A 13,578-nucleotide genomic window follows, 5' to 3' on the forward strand; every position below is an offset into this window, starting at 1 on the left:
CTGTTATTTCGACGCACGCTTGCGCCCCGGGCCTTTCGCGTCGCCATCGCGATCGAACGCCGGCGGGTAGTAGAAGTTGAGCGTGCGCAGCAGGCGGTCGCCCGTATTGCGCACCTCGTGGCGCTCGCCCTTCTCGATCACGATCAACCGGCCGGGTTCGAGTTTGACGCGACGCTTGCGTCCGTCGACTTCGACCGTCGCCACGCCGTGGCCGTCGACGACGTAGAGCCACTGGTCCGCACCGCGATGGTCATTGTCGTCGCCGCCTTCAGCGTCACCGGGTGGAATGACCATCTCCGCGCACTGCGCCTTGCGCACTTCGAACGCGACGCGGAAGCCCTCGCCGAACCTGAGTTTCTTGGTGTGCATCGCCGCCTCCTGCACGCAGGCTGGCACCGCCCACGTCGAGGTCCGGTCAGGCCCAAAAAGACGAAGGCGCCGCGGGTGGCGACGCCTTCTGCTCAACACGAGGGGCTGCGCGCGGTCAGGTCGGCGCGTGTTCCGACTGGTCGAACGTCATGTAGCAGATGTTGAGCTTGTTGCCGTCGAGGTCGCGGAAGTAGGCCGCGTAGAAGCCCGGGAACCGCTCGCCCGGCGCGCCCTCGTCTGTGCCGCCGAGTTCAATCGCCTTCGCGTACACGGCATCCACCTGCGCGCGATCCTTCGCTTCCAGCGCAACCATCGTGCCGTTGCCGACGGACGCGGCCTTCTTGTCGAACGGCACGGTGACGCCCAGGCCCGCACCCGGACCACCATTGCCGTAGGCGATGAAGTAGCCGGGCTGCTCCATCTCGCGCTTGCCGCCGATGAGGGCCAGCAGCGCGTCGTAGAACGCGGCGGCGCGCGGCAGGTCATTCGTGCCAAGGGTGGTGTAGGCGATCATCGATGGTGTCCGGAGTCGGAGTCGGGCCGGGATGCTAACCAATTCACACGATCGTGATGCCGCCGTCCGCCGGCGCAGACAGCGAAGCGACGTTGCGTCTATGCTCGCCGCGATCGACAGGGGGACGCCATGAACGCCAATACCCAGCACGACATCGCCAAGCTGCTGCTGCGCATCACGCTCGGCGTGCTCATCCTGTTCCACGGCCTAGCCAAGCTCAACGGCGGCATGGGCGGCATCGTCCACATGGTGGAGGCGCACGGCCTGCCCGGCGCGCTCGGCTACGGCGTGCTGCTGGGCGAAGTGATCGGCCCGCTGATGCTCATCGCGGGCTTCCACGCGCGCATCGGCGCGGTGCTGGTCTTCATCAACATGGTCGTGGCCGTTCTGCTCGTGCACATGGGCCAGATCGGCGCGTTCAACGACCAGGGCGGCTGGGCGCTGGAGCTGCAGGCGATGTACATGGCGTCGGCGCTGGCGCTCGCGCTGCTCGGCCCGGGCCGTTTCAGCGTCAACGAGCGTTGATCCGGATGCAGGTCGTCGACTTCGAACTCGAAGGTGATTTCGTCGAGCTCAACCAGCTGCTGAAACTGGTCGGCCTGTGCGACAGCGGCGGCGCGGGCAAGCAGCTCGTCGCGAGTGGTGCCGTCAACGTCGACGGCACCGTGGAGCTGCGCAAGACCGCGAAGATCCGCGCCGGCCAGGTCGTGCGCGTGGGCCACGTCGAAATCCACGTGGCCTGAAACTCAGCGCAACATCGGCGCCAGTGGGCGCCAGACGTGGTCGAGCAGGCGCGGCTGCACCGCCGCGGTCGGATGCAGGTTGTCGCGCTGGAATGCGGCGCGGTCGAGCATGATCGGCTCGAGGAAGAACGGCAGCAGCGTGACGCCGTTCGTACGGGCCACCGTCGCGTACGCGTTCGCGAAGCCCTCGGTATAGGCACGACCGAGGTTCGGCGGCATGCGCGTGCCGATCACCAGCACCTTCGCGCCCGACGCCTTCGACAGCTTCACCATGCGATCGAGGTTGGCCTGCATGTCGCGCACCGGCAGGCCGCGCAGGCCGTCGTTCGCACCGAGTTCGATCACGACCACGCCGGGCTTGGCACGCGCGAGCGCCGCAGGCAGTCGCGAAAGGCCGCCGGCCGTCGTCTCGCCGCTCACGCTGGCGTTGACCACCGCCCAGCGTGCGTTCGTCGACTTCAGCCGCTGGTCCAGCAGCGATACCCAGCCCTGGCGTACGTCGATGCCGTACCCCGCCGACAGTGAGTCGCCCATCACCAGCACGGTCTTCGTCGTTGCCGGCGCGCGCACGGGCGCCTTGGCCTGCACGGGCGCAACCAGTGCCATCGCGACCAGAAGTACCACCCACCAAAGACCCTGTTGAATGCGCGCGCTCACGCCGTCATATGCCAGTTTCATGCAGTCCTCCGGCCGGACGCCCGGCCCCTCTGGAGACATGATGCTCGACGCCACCGTGAACCCCACCGGAAGCCGCACGTCCAACGTGCCTTCCGCACTCGTCGCCGAGGGCCTCGGCAAGCACGTGCCCCTGCCCTCCGGCGACCTGGTGATCCTCCGCGACGTCGGCTTCGCGATCGCACCCGGCGAGGCGGTGGCGATCGTCGGCGCCTCGGGCTCGGGCAAGAGCACCCTGCTCTCCCTGCTGGCCGGGCTGGACGTCCCGTCGAACGGCCGGGTGATGCTCGACGGCGCGGCGCTGTCCACGCTCGACGAGGACGGCCGCGCGCGCGTCCGTGGCGAGAAGGTCGGCTTCGTGTTCCAGAACTTCCAGCTGCTGCCATCGCTCACCGCACTGGAGAACGTGATGCTGCCGCTGGAGCTGCGCGGCGATGCGCAGGCCGAACCACCTGCCCGCGCCATCCTTCAGCGCGTCGGGCTGGGCGAACGCCTGGGTCACTACCCGCGTCAGCTCTCCGGCGGTGAACAACAGCGCGTCGCGCTTGCGCGTGCATTCGTCACCCGTCCCGGCCTGCTGTTCGCCGATGAACCCACCGGCAACCTCGACACGCGCACTGGCGCCGCCATCATCGACCTGCTGTTCGAGCTCAACGCGCAGGCCGGCACGACGCTGGTGCTGGTGACGCACGACGACGCGCTGGCCGCGCGCTGCAGCCGTCGCCTGCGCCTCGACGCCGGCCGCCTCGTCGACGACTCGGCGACCGCCTGATGCCGACCGCGCTCGTTCTCGCCTGGCGCCAGCTCCGCCGCGACCTGCGCGCGGGCGAAGTGCGCATCCTCCTCGCCGCGATCGTGCTCGCAGTGTTGGCCGTGACCGCCGTCGGCTTCGTCACCGATCGGGCGGATCGTGCGCTCGCGATCGAAGCGAACCGCCTTGTCGGCGGCGACGCGGTGCTGCGCGGCGATGATCCGCCATCAGCGCGGCAGCGCGCTGCGTCCCGCGCCGGGGGACTGCGCTCCACCGAGACCCGCGAACTCACGACCATGGCGTCCGTCGGCGAGGGTGACGCACAGCGGCTCAAACTCGCCGACCTGCGCGCGCTCGGCGACGGCTTTCCGCTGCGCGGCAACTTCCGTCTCGTCGATGCGAAGGGACGCGAATCCACGGCGACGCACGGCCCCGCGGCGGGCACGGCGTGGATCACCCGCAACGGCGCGCAGGCGCTGGACGCGAAACTCGGCGACATCGTCACGCTCGGCGATGCGCAATTTCCGATCGCCGCGATCGTGGCGCAGGAGCCCGATGCGTCGACGGACCTGTTCAACATCGCGCCGCGCGTGCTGATCCCGCTGGGCGACCTCGCACGGACCGGCTTGGTACAGCCCGGAAGCCGCGTCGCCTACAAGCTCATCGTTGCCGGCGACGCCGGTGCGGTCGAACGCTTCACCGCAGTCGCCAAGTCTTCGCAACTGCGCGGACAGCGCCTCGACACCATCGGCAGCGCGCGTCCCGAGGTGCGATCGGCATTGGACCGTGCGGGCCGCTTCCTGGGTCTCGCAGCGATGGTGTCGGTGATGCTCGCTGCGGTCGCGGTCGCGATGGCCGCACGCCGACACAGCGAACGGCATCGCGCGGGTGCCGCGGTGATGCGCGCATTGGGCGCGACGCAGCGACGGATCGTAGCGATCCACGTCGGCGAATTACTGCTGCTCGGCCTGGGTGCGAGCCTGATCGGTGTCGTGCTCGCGTTCGCGATGCAGTGGGGTGTCGGCATCTGGCTCGCGCAGAAGCTCGCGATCTCCATTCCGCCGGCGAGTTTCATGCCGGCGCTGCAGGGCCTGATGCTCGGTCTGGTCGTGCTGATCGCATTCGGTGCACCGCCCGTGCTCGCACTGCGTCGCGTGTCCGCGCTGCGTGTGCTGCGTCGTGACCTCGACGCGGTCGAGCCGAGTGCCTGGCTGGTGGGCGCACTGGGTCTGGCGGCGCTGGGTGGCCTGCTGTGGTGGAAAGCAGGTTCGGCGACGTTGGGGGTCGCGATGCTGGTCGGTGTCGTTGCGACGCTGGCGGTGCTGGCCCTGCTGGCGGCCCTTCTGATTGTCGCCGTGCGCGCACTGCGGACGCGCCTGCGCGGCCCGCTCCGTTACGGCCTCGCGAATGTCAGTCGACGTGCCGGCGCCAGCGTCGCGCAGGTGTGCGCGCTCGGGCTCGGGCTGATGGCGTTGCTGCTGCTCACGTTCGTGCGCACCGACCTGCTCGATCGCTGGCAGCAGTCGCTGTCGGCGGATGTGCCCAACCGTTTCATCATCAACGTGCAGCCCGAACAGGTCGGCGACGTGCGCGCTTTCATTCGCGGCGAAGGCCTGGAAGCGCCGGTGCTGTTCCCGATGATCCGCGCGCATCTCGTCAGCCGGAACGGCACGCCTGTCGATCCGAAGACGTATGCCGACGAGGACGCACGACGATTCGCCGAACGCGAATTCAATCTCTCGGTCGCCGACAAGCCCGAGGCGAGCAACCGCATCGTCGCCGGGCACTGGTGGACGGGGGTGCCGCGCGCGCCTGAGCTGTCGGTCGAAAAGCGCTTCGCCGACCGTCTCGGCTGGAAAGTCGGCGACCGCGTCGGCTTCGACGTCGCGGGACAGCCGTTCGAGGCGCGCATCACTTCACTGCGCGAAGTCGACTGGGAAAGTTTCAAACCCAACTTCTTCGTCGTCGCCTCGCCGCATGCGCTCGATGGCTATTCGGCGAGCTGGATCACCGCCGTGCGCGTGCCGGCATCCCAGCCGCGCTTCACCGCGCGCATCGTCGACCGCTTCCCCAACCTCACCGTGATCGACGTCGACGCCGTGCTCGCGCAGGTGCGCGCCACTGGCGACCAGGTGTCGACCGTGGTGCAGGTGGTCTTCTGGTTCTCGCTCGCTGCGGGGGTTTTGGTGCTGATGGCGGCAGTGACGGCGAGCCAGGACGAACGCCTGCTCGAAGGCGGCGTGATGCGCGTGCTCGGCGCAAAGCGCGGTCAGCTGCGGCTCGCGCAGGCATCGGAGTTCGTCGCGATCGGCCTGCTGTCGGGACTCGTCGCCGCGGTCGCGGCCTCGGTGCTGTCCGGCGTCGTCGCCACGCGCGTATTCGACCTGCCGTGGCATTTCGATCCCACGCCCGCCATCGCCGGCGCGTTGATCGGCACCATCGCTGCACTCATCGCCGGCCTGTGGGCGACCCGCCGCGTGCTGGATGCACCGCCGTCGACGACGTTGCGGGAGTTGCAGGCCTGAGGTCGATTGACCCGCCTTCTCCCGGCCGCTAGCGTGGCGGCAGATCGTTTCGGGAAACAGGGAATGTTCCGGATGCCATCGGGCCGCGTCACGGCGACGCCCCGCTTCTCCCCAGCGATTTCTTTCGCGATCGACCCGGTCGCACAGGTGGCGGTCAGGCGCGACGCGCCCCTTGTTGCGAGGGTGCCGACCTCCGGGATTACCGCAATCCGTTTCCCGACGGCGAAGCGCCTGTGCTCCCCCGCGACGGGGATCGCAGCATGAGGTCGCTCCCGCAACTTCTCGCCTGCGCGCCCTTTCTTCTTGCCTCAGGATGCCTGCCTGTGCACGACGCGAATTCGTCCAACCTGCCGGTCGTCACCGCAGCAAACGGCCAGCACTTCCGCAACCACACGTTCGGCGCGTACTGCTACGACACCCGCAGCTGCAGCGTGACGTATGCCGGCATGGAACACGTCGTACCGAGCGAACGCGCCGCGACGCAGGCGTTCACGGGCGACGCCGACATCAAAGGCTGGGAAGCGAACGCGATCATCGACAGGACGTTCGGCGGCCCCGTCATCGTGCGCTGGACGTCGAAGGACGGCACGCCGCTCGAAACGACGGTCGATCTCGATCGCGTCTTCCCCGACCACAGCATCCTTCATCGGGTTCCTGCCGATCAGATTCCCCGGAACGCCGTCATCGGCGACCCGGGAATCATCGTGGTCGTCGACGACCGTACTGTCGCCGTCTACATGAAGGCGTTCGTCCCGACACGCGAGCCGCAGGTCGCGGGCAACCCTCACAGCAGTTTCCGTGCCGAACCCGTGCGCGCCTGGTCGCACACCTACTGAGGCCACGCTTCGATGACGGAACATCACAAGGTTGGCCAGGACGGCATTCTCGAGGACGGTGTGAGCTTCCGCCCCGCCACGCAGGCGGACATCGAGACCTATCACCGTGCGGAGCAGCAGCTGGCGTCGATGCGCACGCCACGCTTCCTCCCGACGGGAGATGCGAACGCGCGACTGTTCGTCGCGTGCTTCGACGGTACCGGGAACGACATGCGCCACGATCCCGAGCACGCTACCGCGGTCGCGCGCGTGTGGCAGGGCGTCGAGGACGCCCGTCGCCGCGACCCGCGCATCGGCTCGGGGTACGTCGAAGGAATCGGCACGCAGAGCAACGCGGTCATCCGGCTCGCCGATGGCGCTGTCGGGTTCACTTACGACGACCGTATCGAGCGCATGTACCGCCTGTTCACCGAAAAGGCGGCGCAGTGGAAAGCGGAGAACCCGAATGTCGAGGTCCGTCTCGCGGACCTCGGCTTCTCGCGTGGCGCCGAAGAGGCAGCCGCGTTCGCGCGGATCGTGCACGAACGCGGCATCCAGGATCCGCGCGGCCTGCGGCAGGAACGCGGTGAACTGCATTACACGCTTCCGCCGTTGGTTCCGCCGGGACGCGTGGCGCAAGCGCTGGACCTCATCGATCCCGTGGGCACCGGAATGCCACGACTCTCGGACCGGCGGCCACCCGCGTCGGTGATGACCGGTTTCCAGATCGTCGCCGCGGACGAGCGCCGCAATCTGTTCCAGTCGACGAGCATTCTCGATGCGGGCGCATCCGCGGATGGCCGCTTCCTCTCGGTGACCGTCGCCGGCGCACACTCGAACGTGGGCGACAGCTATCACCACGACGGGCTCGGCACGCTGTCGTACAACCTCGTCGTCGACTCGCTCAATGGCCTGTCCGACACGCCGCTCGCGCAGAAGCGCGAGCTGCCGGTGGATCCCGGCCGATACGTCATCCACCGCTCCGAAGAAGGCGCGTTCTTCTATCGCACCTCCGTGTTCGACCGACACGGGGAACGTGGCCGGGTCGATGAGCTCGCGCCTCGCGGCTCGCCGGGCGACCGCTTCCATGCCCAGCCGCGCGACGAAGCACTCGCGTCGCAGTTCGAATTCCGGCCGGTCGCCATCGAGCGCGTTCCTGCCCAGTCGAACGCGGGCCTGCAGGCCGGTGCGACGCTGCAATCGGAAGCAGAGCCGGCGATGCGCCCCGCCGACGCCGCATTGCTTGCCCAGGCGCTGGACGGCGTGCATCGCCTCGACGCGCAGTTCGGTCGCACGCCCGACGCGGTCAGCGAGCGCGTCGCGACGGCATTGCTTCCGGTCGCGCGCGAGGCCGGGCTCGAACGCATCGACCGCGTCGTGCGGAGCGATGACGGCCGCCACCTGTTCGCCGTGCAGGGCGAGCTGATCTCACCGACGAATCGATGGGCACGCGTGGACGCATCGATCGCGGCGAACACGCCTGTGGAAACAAGCCTGCAGGCGCTGCATACGTTGAACATCGAGCTCGATCGGCGACGCGCGCTCGCGCCCGAAACGCCGGAACGTACTGCATCGCAACAGACGCAGACCGCGCCCCTTCGCACCATCGGCGCGTTCTGACGCTCAGCAGGTCTGCATCGAGATCGCCGAGCGGATCAGCAACGCGTCTTCGCCGCGCGCGATCGCCCAGGCATCGAGGCCGATGCCGAGTACGAGATTGGGGCTGAGTTGCGCAAGGTCGACTTCGGCCACACCCATGTCGTGGGCGTCGAGCTCGCGGTGTGCGTCGAGTGTGGCGGCGAGGCGTTCGGCCACGACGTGCATCGTGCCGTCGGTCATCTGGAATGCATGAAGTCGCATGCATGCCTCGCGGGCGACGCGAGCCGCCGAACGCAGTCGCAGCGGGCGACCACCGATTCGAGAGCCACCTACGAGGAGTCCCCGGCCGACGACGCCGGGGACTCATGCCTCACAGGAGGCGGCATCCGCACGGGGGCGGATCTGCGACGGAGAGCCGCCGCGCCATCACGCTGCGCCCACATGCGTTAGCCGTGCGTGAGGGCAAACGCGCACAAAAAACCCCGCGCCAGACGGTGCGGGGTGGAGAGGAATGTCGCGACCACGGTGATGCAAACCACGATCGCAGGATGTGCGAGCAGCTGTGAGATCGTCGTGATGGCCGCTTGCGACATCGACAAAATCGGTGCCGCACTGCAAAAAAAAGAAAGCCCCGACAAGGCCGGGGCAGGCAAGCGTCGTCGCCGCGCGACATCGATGCACTGATGTGCGGGGGCCGCGGTCGGTGCCGAAGCTTTGCTTGTCGGCGGCCTTGCGGCAAAGGTGCGGCGTCGCGGATTAACCGCTCCTGATTCGAGCGCGCGATGACGGCAGCGCATCTGTCGGCCATCGTCATGAGGAGGCGTCCGCATCCTCTTCCCAATGGAAGCGGTGCAGCAGTCGATGCGCGATCGGCGCAACGATCAGCCCCGCTGCAACGATGAACACCAGCCCCGCGTACAGCGCATAGAAGCCGGCGAAGAGCTTTGCGTGCTCCTCGCTCAGCGTGCCCACCGGCCCCATGCCGCCCAGCAGCATCGACGAATTGAGGAACGCGTCGACTGCCGATGTATTCGGCTGAAAGCGCATGAAGCCGGCCATGCCGATGCCTAGCGACAACGCAAGCAGGGCGACTGCGGCCAGAACGTGGCGGGCCACGCGTTCAAGGAACTGCGCGCGGCTGAGGAGCGGGGTTCGGCGGCTTTCGTACATGGCGCCGATGCTAGCGCGGCATGATCGGCCCGCCTACGATCGCGGACCATGGCCGACGAACGCTTCCTGCTGCGCGACGTGCGCGCCGAGGATCACCCCGCCCTGCTTGCGCTCAACGCGGCGTCGGTCGCGGTGTTGAGCCCGATGGATGCCACGCGGCTCCGGACGCTGCTGGCGCAGTGCGCGCTGTGCCGCGTGGTCGAAGAAGCGGGCGCCGTGCGCGCCTTCGTGCTCGCGCTTCGCGAAGGTGCGCCCTATGGCAGCGTCAACTACCGGTGGTTCGACGCGCGCTATTCGCGCTTTCTGTATGTCGACCGCGTGGTGGTCGACGCCCGTACCCGCGGTGCCGGGCTGGGCCAGCGCCTCTATGCCGACGTGTTCGATCGCGCGCGCTGCGACGACGTGCCCTGCGTTACGTGCGAGTTCGATCTCATTCCACCGAATCCGGCATCCGAGCGATTCCACGCGCGACAGGGCTTCGTCGAAGTGGGGCGGCAGACATTGCCTGGTGGCAAGCAGGTGAGCCTGCAGGTCGCCGATGTCGCCGCTCAGTCGATGCGGTAGACACGCGCCTTCGGGTGGTCCTCGTCGAGCTCGAGGAACCACCGCCCTGCGATGCCGGGCACCAGGCGGACGCTCGGCGCGTCGACCGGCTTCCGCAACGTCACCGTGCCCTTGAGCACCTTCCACTGCTGGCCGTTGTCGAGTTCGAACACGGTGCCCGGCGCCCATCCCGCGACGCTGCCGCGCACCGTGGCCGTCATCGCTTCGCTGTCGAGGCCGATGTACTGCATCGTGGCGGCCAACGGCGCACTACTCTCGCTCACCGCACCGCCCTGCATTCCGGCGGACGCAGTCGCGACGACTCGGGCATCGGCCTCACGCAGCAGCGCGTTCAGGCGGGCGAGCTGTTCGGGCGTCAGTCCGACCGACACGAGCTCTTCAGGCGTCAGCCGCTTCTCGATCGCGACGTAGCGATCGGCGGCGAAAGACTGCAGCGGGAGGAAGGTCGCCAGCAGGGCTACAAGCAAGGCGCGGCGCAAGGTCATGGCGGTCGGACGCGAACGGGGCGGCGACTACGTTATGACCGTGGTGTTGCAGTTCGGCGACAAGGCCGCGCTCAGGCATCGACGGGAAACGCAGGTCCGCGGCGGAGGCGGATCGGTCCGGAGGCCATCAACACCTCGGCGGACGGCACCACGCGCTCGCCCTGCGTCGCGACGATTAAACGCGCTTCGGCCATTGCCGCCGCCACCTGACGCACCTGCGGCATCAGCGTCCGCCATGCGTCTTCGGTTGCCTCCAGCGAGCGCGCGACCTCGGACGGGCAGACCGACGCGTCAGGCGATCGCGCGGACAGCAACGCGACGATGCTTTCGCGGATCGTCGCGTCGCCGGTCACCTCAACGGCCCTGCATCGGCAGCTTCAGGCCCTGCTCCACCGCGCACTGCTGCGCGATCTCGTAACCGGCATCGGCGTGACGCATCACGCCGGTGCCCGGGTCATTCCACAGCACGCGCGCGAGTCGCTTGTCCGCGGCTTCAGTGCCATCGCAGACGATGACGACGCCCGAGTGCTGCGAATAGCCCATGCCGACGCCACCGCCATGGTGCAGCGACACCCACGTCGCACCACCGGCGACGTTGAGCATGGCGTTGAGCAGCGGCCAGTCGGACACGGCGTCGCTGCCGTCCTTCATCGATTCCGTTTCGCGGTTCGGCGACGCGACGGAGCCGCTGTCGAGATGATCGCGGCCGATCACGACCGGCGCCTTCAACTCGCCGTTGCGCACCATCTCGTTGAACGCGAGCGCGAGCTTGTGGCGCTGGCCGAGGCCGACCCAGCAGATGCGTGCGGGCAGGCCCTGGAAGCTGATGCGCTCGCGCGCCATGTCGAGCCAGCGGTGCAGGTGCGGATCGTCGGGGATCAGCTCCTTCACCTTGGCGTCGGTCTTGTAGATGTCCTCCGGGTCGCCGCTGAGCGCGACCCAGCGGAACGGGCCCACGCCGCGGCAGAACAGCGGGCGCACGTACGCCGGCACGAAACCCGGGAAATCGAACGCGTTCGTGCAGCCTTCGTCGAACGCCATCTGGCGGATGTTGTTGCCGTAGTCAAAGGTCGGAATGCCCTGCTTCTGGAAGGCGAGCATCGCCTCGACATGCACGCGCATCGACTTCTTGGCTTCGTCGCGCACGCGCTGCGGGTCGGTCTTCTGCGCGGCGAGCCACTCGTCGACGGTCCAGCCGATCGGCAGGTAACCATGCACCGGATCGTGCGCGGAGGTCTGGTCGGTCACGGCATCCGGGCGCACGCCGCGACGCACCAGTTCCGGCAGCACGTCGGCGGCGTTGCCGAGCAGCGCGATCGACTTCGCTTCACCGGCCTTCGTGTACTTCTCGATGCGTGCGAGTGCGTCGTCGAGATCGGTCGCCTGCTCGTCGACGTAGCGCGTCTTCAGGCGGAAATCGATGCTCTTCTGCTGACACTCGATCGTGAGCGAGCACGCGCCGGCGAGCGTCGCCGCGAGCGGCTGCGCGCCGCCCATGCCGCCGAGACCTGCCGTAAGAATCCACTTACCCGTCAGGTTGCCGCCGTAGTGCTGGCGCCCCATCTCGACGAAGGTTTCGTACGTGCCCTGCACGATGCCCTGCGAGCCGATGTAGATCCACGAGCCGGCCGTCATCTGGCCGTACATCATCAGGCCCTTCTTATCGAGCGCGTTGAAGTGCTCCCACGTGGCCCAGTGCGGCACGAGGTTCGAGTTCGCGAGCAACACGCGCGGTGCATCCGCATGCGACGGAAAGATGCCGACGGGCTTGCCCGACTGGATGAGCAGCGTCTCGTCGTCGTTCAACTCGCGCAGCGACTTCAGGATCGCGTCGAAGCAGTCCCAGTCGCGCGCGGCGCGGCCGATGCCGCCGTAGACGACGAGCTCGGCGGGGTTCTCCGCCACCTCCGGATCCAGGTTGTTCTGGAGCATCCGGTACGGGGCTTCGGTGAGCCAGGACTTGCAGGTCAGCTGCGTGCCGCGCGGGGCGCGGATCACGCGGGACGGATCATTGCGATTGGACATCGGCGCGTCGGCAGTCAGGCGAAGGCCCGATTATCGCCGCTCGCGCCGATCGGCGCCTCAGCGCTCGGCGACGCCACACTTGGCGCGGATCTCGGCGGCGCGCGCGAGTGCCGCGCTACTCGGACGCCGCGCGTCGTAGTAGTCGTGATAGAAGCGCGAGCCGTTCGACTCCGTGTAGCCGACGTGCGAGAAACCGTCGACCTCGAGGGCCGCACGTCCGCCCTTGGTGCCGTAGTCGCCTTTCCCGCCCACGACCTCGTAGGTGTCACCGCCGGCGCCGTCGTCCCCGCTGTCGGTGAAGTCGTAGAAGCGAAGGCTGCCGAAGACGACCGACGCCATGCGGTAGCCGCGCACGGTGGACAGCAGGCACCTCGATTTCTCGTCCTCCTTGTCGTACCACGCGCTCACCTCGCTTCGCGCCGGGTGGTAACCGCCGTCGGCCGACGCCTCGAGGAGCGCGAGCGCCTTCCTGTCGTCCTGCGGCAGTCCGCCGCTACCTGCGAGGTAGTGCATCCCGACGTGATACATCGACTCCGGATCCTTCAGATCCGCCGCGTACTGGAACCACTTCAGCGCCATCGCGTCGTGGTTCGCGATCGACGGCGTGCCTTCGTAGAGATGACCGAGCTTGTGGGCCATGGCGCCACTGTGGGCGGCCTGCGTGGCCTCGCCGAGGAGCTCGAACGCCTGGTCGTAGTGGCCCTCCCCCGCCGCGGCCTGCGCCGCTTCGACCTTCGCCTTGACGAGCGCCTCGACGGCGGGGCTGGGCGCGTCATCCGCAAGCGCGACGGCGGGCGCAACGGCGAGGCCGAGAGCAAGGGCGAGCAGGCGGGTGCGCATCATGCGGATCTCCGGGCGCCCGACGGCGCGTCGCCGGATTATCGGCGTGTAACGGCCGCTTCTTGAGCCGGACGCGAAGACGCCCGGCCGGAGCCGGGCGTCGGGTCACACGTCGAAAGCGGTCAGCGGATCGCCGGGTCGAGCATGCGCAGCGCGCTGGCGATGTCGGTCTGGCCGGTGCCGCGCAGGTCGTCCTGCGTATAGGACCGTCCATTGGCGCCGGGGATGCAGCCCCTGGCATCGCGCGAGGAACGGCTGCGGATCAGCGTGCCGGTTTCGCGCAGGCAGTAGCGGTCGGCGACCTCGTCGTGCGCCACCACCTTCCTGGCATCGGGGACGACTTCCGGCGCGGGCGCCGGTTCGGCGTCGGTCGCGGGTGTCGGTGCTGGGGCGGGTTCGGGCGTCGCCTGCTGGGCGAAGGCCGGCAGCGCGGCGAACAGGAGGGTGAGAAGCAGCGGTCGGGCATTCATGGCGGGTCTCCCGGACGGGTCGACACCGTCACG

Annotated in this window: 18 protein-coding genes; 8 read left to right on the top strand and 10 right to left on the bottom strand. The window is 68.4% G+C overall.

The window, feature by feature from the left end; genetic code table 11:
- Nucleotides 1-3 precede the first annotated feature (3 nt).
- The gene (locus DWG18_RS09360; RefSeq protein ID WP_115648125.1) at nt 4-369 is read right to left on the bottom strand and encodes a cupin domain-containing protein; all 366 of its coding nucleotides are present in this window, start codon (nt 367-369) and stop codon (nt 4-6) included.
- A gap of 115 nt (nt 370-484) precedes the next feature.
- On the bottom strand, nt 485-883 hold the full coding sequence (locus DWG18_RS09365; RefSeq protein ID WP_115646943.1) for a VOC family protein: 399 nt from the start codon (nt 881-883) through the stop codon (nt 485-487).
- A gap of 129 nt (nt 884-1,012) precedes the next feature.
- Between DWG18_RS09365 and DWG18_RS09370 the strand changes: the two genes are divergently transcribed.
- Together DWG18_RS09370 and DWG18_RS09375 are read left to right on the top strand one after the other, a co-directional pair.
- Entirely contained in the window at nt 1,013-1,408 is a 396-nt protein-coding gene (locus DWG18_RS09370) for a DoxX family protein (protein ID WP_115646944.1), read from the top strand.
- A 5-nt stretch (nt 1,409-1,413) separates the two neighbouring features.
- Nucleotides 1,414-1,626: an RNA-binding S4 domain-containing protein gene (locus DWG18_RS09375; protein ID WP_115646945.1), complete on the top strand. Its 213-nt coding sequence runs from the start codon at nt 1,414-1,416 to the stop codon at nt 1,624-1,626.
- A gap of 3 nt (nt 1,627-1,629) precedes the next feature.
- Here the strand turns inward: DWG18_RS09375 and DWG18_RS09380 are convergent, their stop codons facing one another.
- Nucleotides 1,630-2,304 carry an arylesterase gene (locus DWG18_RS09380; RefSeq protein ID WP_205289335.1) on the bottom strand — a complete coding sequence of 225 codons (675 nt, stop codon included), beginning with the start codon at nt 2,302-2,304 and terminating at the stop codon, nt 1,630-1,632.
- Between the two features lie 40 nt (nt 2,305-2,344).
- Here DWG18_RS09380 and DWG18_RS09385 point away from each other — a divergent pair, with 40 nt between their 5' ends.
- The 4 genes from DWG18_RS09385 to DWG18_RS09405 all read left to right on the top strand — a co-directional run bounded on the left by DWG18_RS09385 (nt 2,345) and on the right by DWG18_RS09405 (nt 8,012).
- Nucleotides 2,345-3,073, top strand: coding sequence for an ABC transporter ATP-binding protein (locus DWG18_RS09385; protein WP_115648127.1), 729 nt, complete (start codon nt 2,345-2,347; stop codon nt 3,071-3,073).
- Entirely contained in the window at nt 3,073-5,577 is a 2,505-nt protein-coding gene (locus DWG18_RS09390) for an FtsX-like permease family protein (protein WP_115646946.1), read from the top strand. Before DWG18_RS09385 ends, DWG18_RS09390 begins: the two co-directional genes overlap by 1 nt.
- Before the next feature lie 323 nt (nt 5,578-5,900).
- Nucleotides 5,901-6,413 (top strand): hypothetical protein, encoded by a 513-nt coding sequence (locus tag DWG18_RS09400; RefSeq protein WP_115646948.1) that lies wholly within the window; start codon nt 5,901-5,903, stop codon nt 6,411-6,413.
- Between the two features lie 12 nt (nt 6,414-6,425).
- Nucleotides 6,426-8,012 carry an XVIPCD domain-containing protein gene (locus DWG18_RS09405; RefSeq protein ID WP_115646949.1) on the top strand — a complete coding sequence of 529 codons (1,587 nt, stop codon included), beginning with the start codon at nt 6,426-6,428 and terminating at the stop codon, nt 8,010-8,012.
- Nucleotides 8,013-8,015: 3 nt separating this feature from the next.
- Here DWG18_RS09405 and DWG18_RS09410 read toward each other — a convergent pair whose 3' ends face one another.
- The gene (locus tag DWG18_RS09410; protein WP_115646950.1) at nt 8,016-8,252 is read right to left on the bottom strand and encodes a hypothetical protein; all 237 of its coding nucleotides are present in this window, start codon (nt 8,250-8,252) and stop codon (nt 8,016-8,018) included.
- Nucleotides 8,253-8,519: 267 nt separating this feature from the next.
- Between DWG18_RS09410 and DWG18_RS15280 the strand changes: the two genes are divergently transcribed.
- Nucleotides 8,520-8,675: a hypothetical protein gene (locus tag DWG18_RS15280; RefSeq protein ID WP_162823785.1), complete on the top strand. Its 156-nt coding sequence runs from the start codon at nt 8,520-8,522 to the stop codon at nt 8,673-8,675.
- Nucleotides 8,676-8,801: 126 nt separating this feature from the next.
- Here DWG18_RS15280 and DWG18_RS09415 read toward each other — a convergent pair whose 3' ends face one another.
- Nucleotides 8,802-9,161, bottom strand: coding sequence for a hypothetical protein (locus tag DWG18_RS09415; protein WP_115646951.1), 360 nt, complete (start codon nt 9,159-9,161; stop codon nt 8,802-8,804).
- A 48-nt stretch (nt 9,162-9,209) separates the two neighbouring features.
- On the opposite strand from DWG18_RS09415, the gene DWG18_RS09420 reads away from it, so the two are divergent.
- Nucleotides 9,210-9,725 carry a GNAT family N-acetyltransferase gene (locus DWG18_RS09420; RefSeq protein ID WP_115646952.1) on the top strand — a complete coding sequence of 172 codons (516 nt, stop codon included), beginning with the start codon at nt 9,210-9,212 and terminating at the stop codon, nt 9,723-9,725.
- Here the strand turns inward: DWG18_RS09420 and DWG18_RS15420 are convergent.
- The 5 genes from DWG18_RS15420 to DWG18_RS09445 all read right to left on the bottom strand — a co-directional run bounded on the left by DWG18_RS15420 (nt 9,710) and on the right by DWG18_RS09445 (nt 13,545).
- Nucleotides 9,710-10,210, bottom strand: coding sequence for a hypothetical protein (locus DWG18_RS15420; protein WP_205289336.1), 501 nt, complete (start codon nt 10,208-10,210; stop codon nt 9,710-9,712). The genes DWG18_RS09420 and DWG18_RS15420 overlap by 16 nt on opposite strands.
- Nucleotides 10,211-10,281: 71 nt before the next feature.
- Nucleotides 10,282-10,563, bottom strand: a complete 282-nt coding sequence (locus DWG18_RS09430) for a DUF3253 domain-containing protein (protein ID WP_115646953.1) — start codon at nt 10,561-10,563, stop codon at nt 10,282-10,284.
- Between the two features lies 1 nt (nt 10,564).
- The gene (hutU, locus tag DWG18_RS09435) at nt 10,565-12,235 is read right to left on the bottom strand and encodes a urocanate hydratase (RefSeq protein WP_115646954.1); all 1,671 of its coding nucleotides are present in this window, start codon (nt 12,233-12,235) and stop codon (nt 10,565-10,567) included.
- A gap of 57 nt (nt 12,236-12,292) precedes the next feature.
- Nucleotides 12,293-13,078, bottom strand: a complete 786-nt coding sequence (locus DWG18_RS09440; RefSeq protein WP_115646955.1) for an SEL1-like repeat protein — start codon at nt 13,076-13,078, stop codon at nt 12,293-12,295.
- 119 nt (nt 13,079-13,197) lie between these two features.
- Entirely contained in the window at nt 13,198-13,545 is a 348-nt protein-coding gene (locus DWG18_RS09445; protein WP_115646956.1) for a hypothetical protein, read from the bottom strand.
- Between the last annotated feature and the right edge of the window lie 33 nt (nt 13,546-13,578).

This window comes from Lysobacter sp. TY2-98 (genome assembly GCF_003367355.1).
Lineage (GTDB): Bacteria > Pseudomonadota > Gammaproteobacteria > Xanthomonadales > Xanthomonadaceae > Cognatilysobacter.

Excerpts from the sequence above, each read along its gene's own strand:
- DWG18_RS09405 (WP_115646949.1), top strand. The coding sequence starts at position 6,426 with ATGACGGAACATCACAAGGTTGGCCAGGACGGCATTCTCGAGGACGGT.
- DWG18_RS15420 (WP_205289336.1), bottom strand. The coding sequence starts at position 10,210 with ATGACCTTGCGCCGCGCCTTGCTTGTAGCCCTGCTGGCGACCTTCCTC.
- DWG18_RS09390 (WP_115646946.1), top strand. The coding sequence starts at position 3,073 with ATGCCGACCGCGCTCGTTCTCGCCTGGCGCCAGCTCCGCCGCGACCTG.
- DWG18_RS09440 (WP_115646955.1), bottom strand. The coding sequence starts at position 13,078 with ATGATGCGCACCCGCCTGCTCGCCCTTGCTCTCGGCCTCGCCGTTGCG.
- DWG18_RS09385 (WP_115648127.1), top strand. The coding sequence starts at position 2,345 with ATGCTCGACGCCACCGTGAACCCCACCGGAAGCCGCACGTCCAACGTG.
- DWG18_RS09380 (WP_205289335.1), bottom strand. The coding sequence starts at position 2,304 with ATGAAACTGGCATATGACGGCGTGAGCGCGCGCATTCAACAGGGTCTT.
- DWG18_RS15280 (WP_162823785.1), top strand. The coding sequence starts at position 8,520 with ATGCAAACCACGATCGCAGGATGTGCGAGCAGCTGTGAGATCGTCGTG.
- DWG18_RS09370 (WP_115646944.1), top strand. The coding sequence starts at position 1,013 with ATGAACGCCAATACCCAGCACGACATCGCCAAGCTGCTGCTGCGCATC.
- DWG18_RS09360 (WP_115648125.1), bottom strand. The coding sequence starts at position 369 with ATGCACACCAAGAAACTCAGGTTCGGCGAGGGCTTCCGCGTCGCGTTC.
- DWG18_RS09415 (WP_115646951.1), bottom strand. The coding sequence starts at position 9,161 with ATGTACGAAAGCCGCCGAACCCCGCTCCTCAGCCGCGCGCAGTTCCTT.
- DWG18_RS09365 (WP_115646943.1), bottom strand. The coding sequence starts at position 883 with ATGATCGCCTACACCACCCTTGGCACGAATGACCTGCCGCGCGCCGCC.
- DWG18_RS09445 (WP_115646956.1), bottom strand. The coding sequence starts at position 13,545 with ATGAATGCCCGACCGCTGCTTCTCACCCTCCTGTTCGCCGCGCTGCCG.
- DWG18_RS09410 (WP_115646950.1), bottom strand. The coding sequence starts at position 8,252 with ATGCGACTTCATGCATTCCAGATGACCGACGGCACGATGCACGTCGTG.
- DWG18_RS09375 (WP_115646945.1), top strand. The coding sequence starts at position 1,414 with ATGCAGGTCGTCGACTTCGAACTCGAAGGTGATTTCGTCGAGCTCAAC.
- DWG18_RS09420 (WP_115646952.1), top strand. The coding sequence starts at position 9,210 with ATGGCCGACGAACGCTTCCTGCTGCGCGACGTGCGCGCCGAGGATCAC.
- hutU (WP_115646954.1), bottom strand. The coding sequence starts at position 12,235 with ATGTCCAATCGCAATGATCCGTCCCGCGTGATCCGCGCCCCGCGCGGC.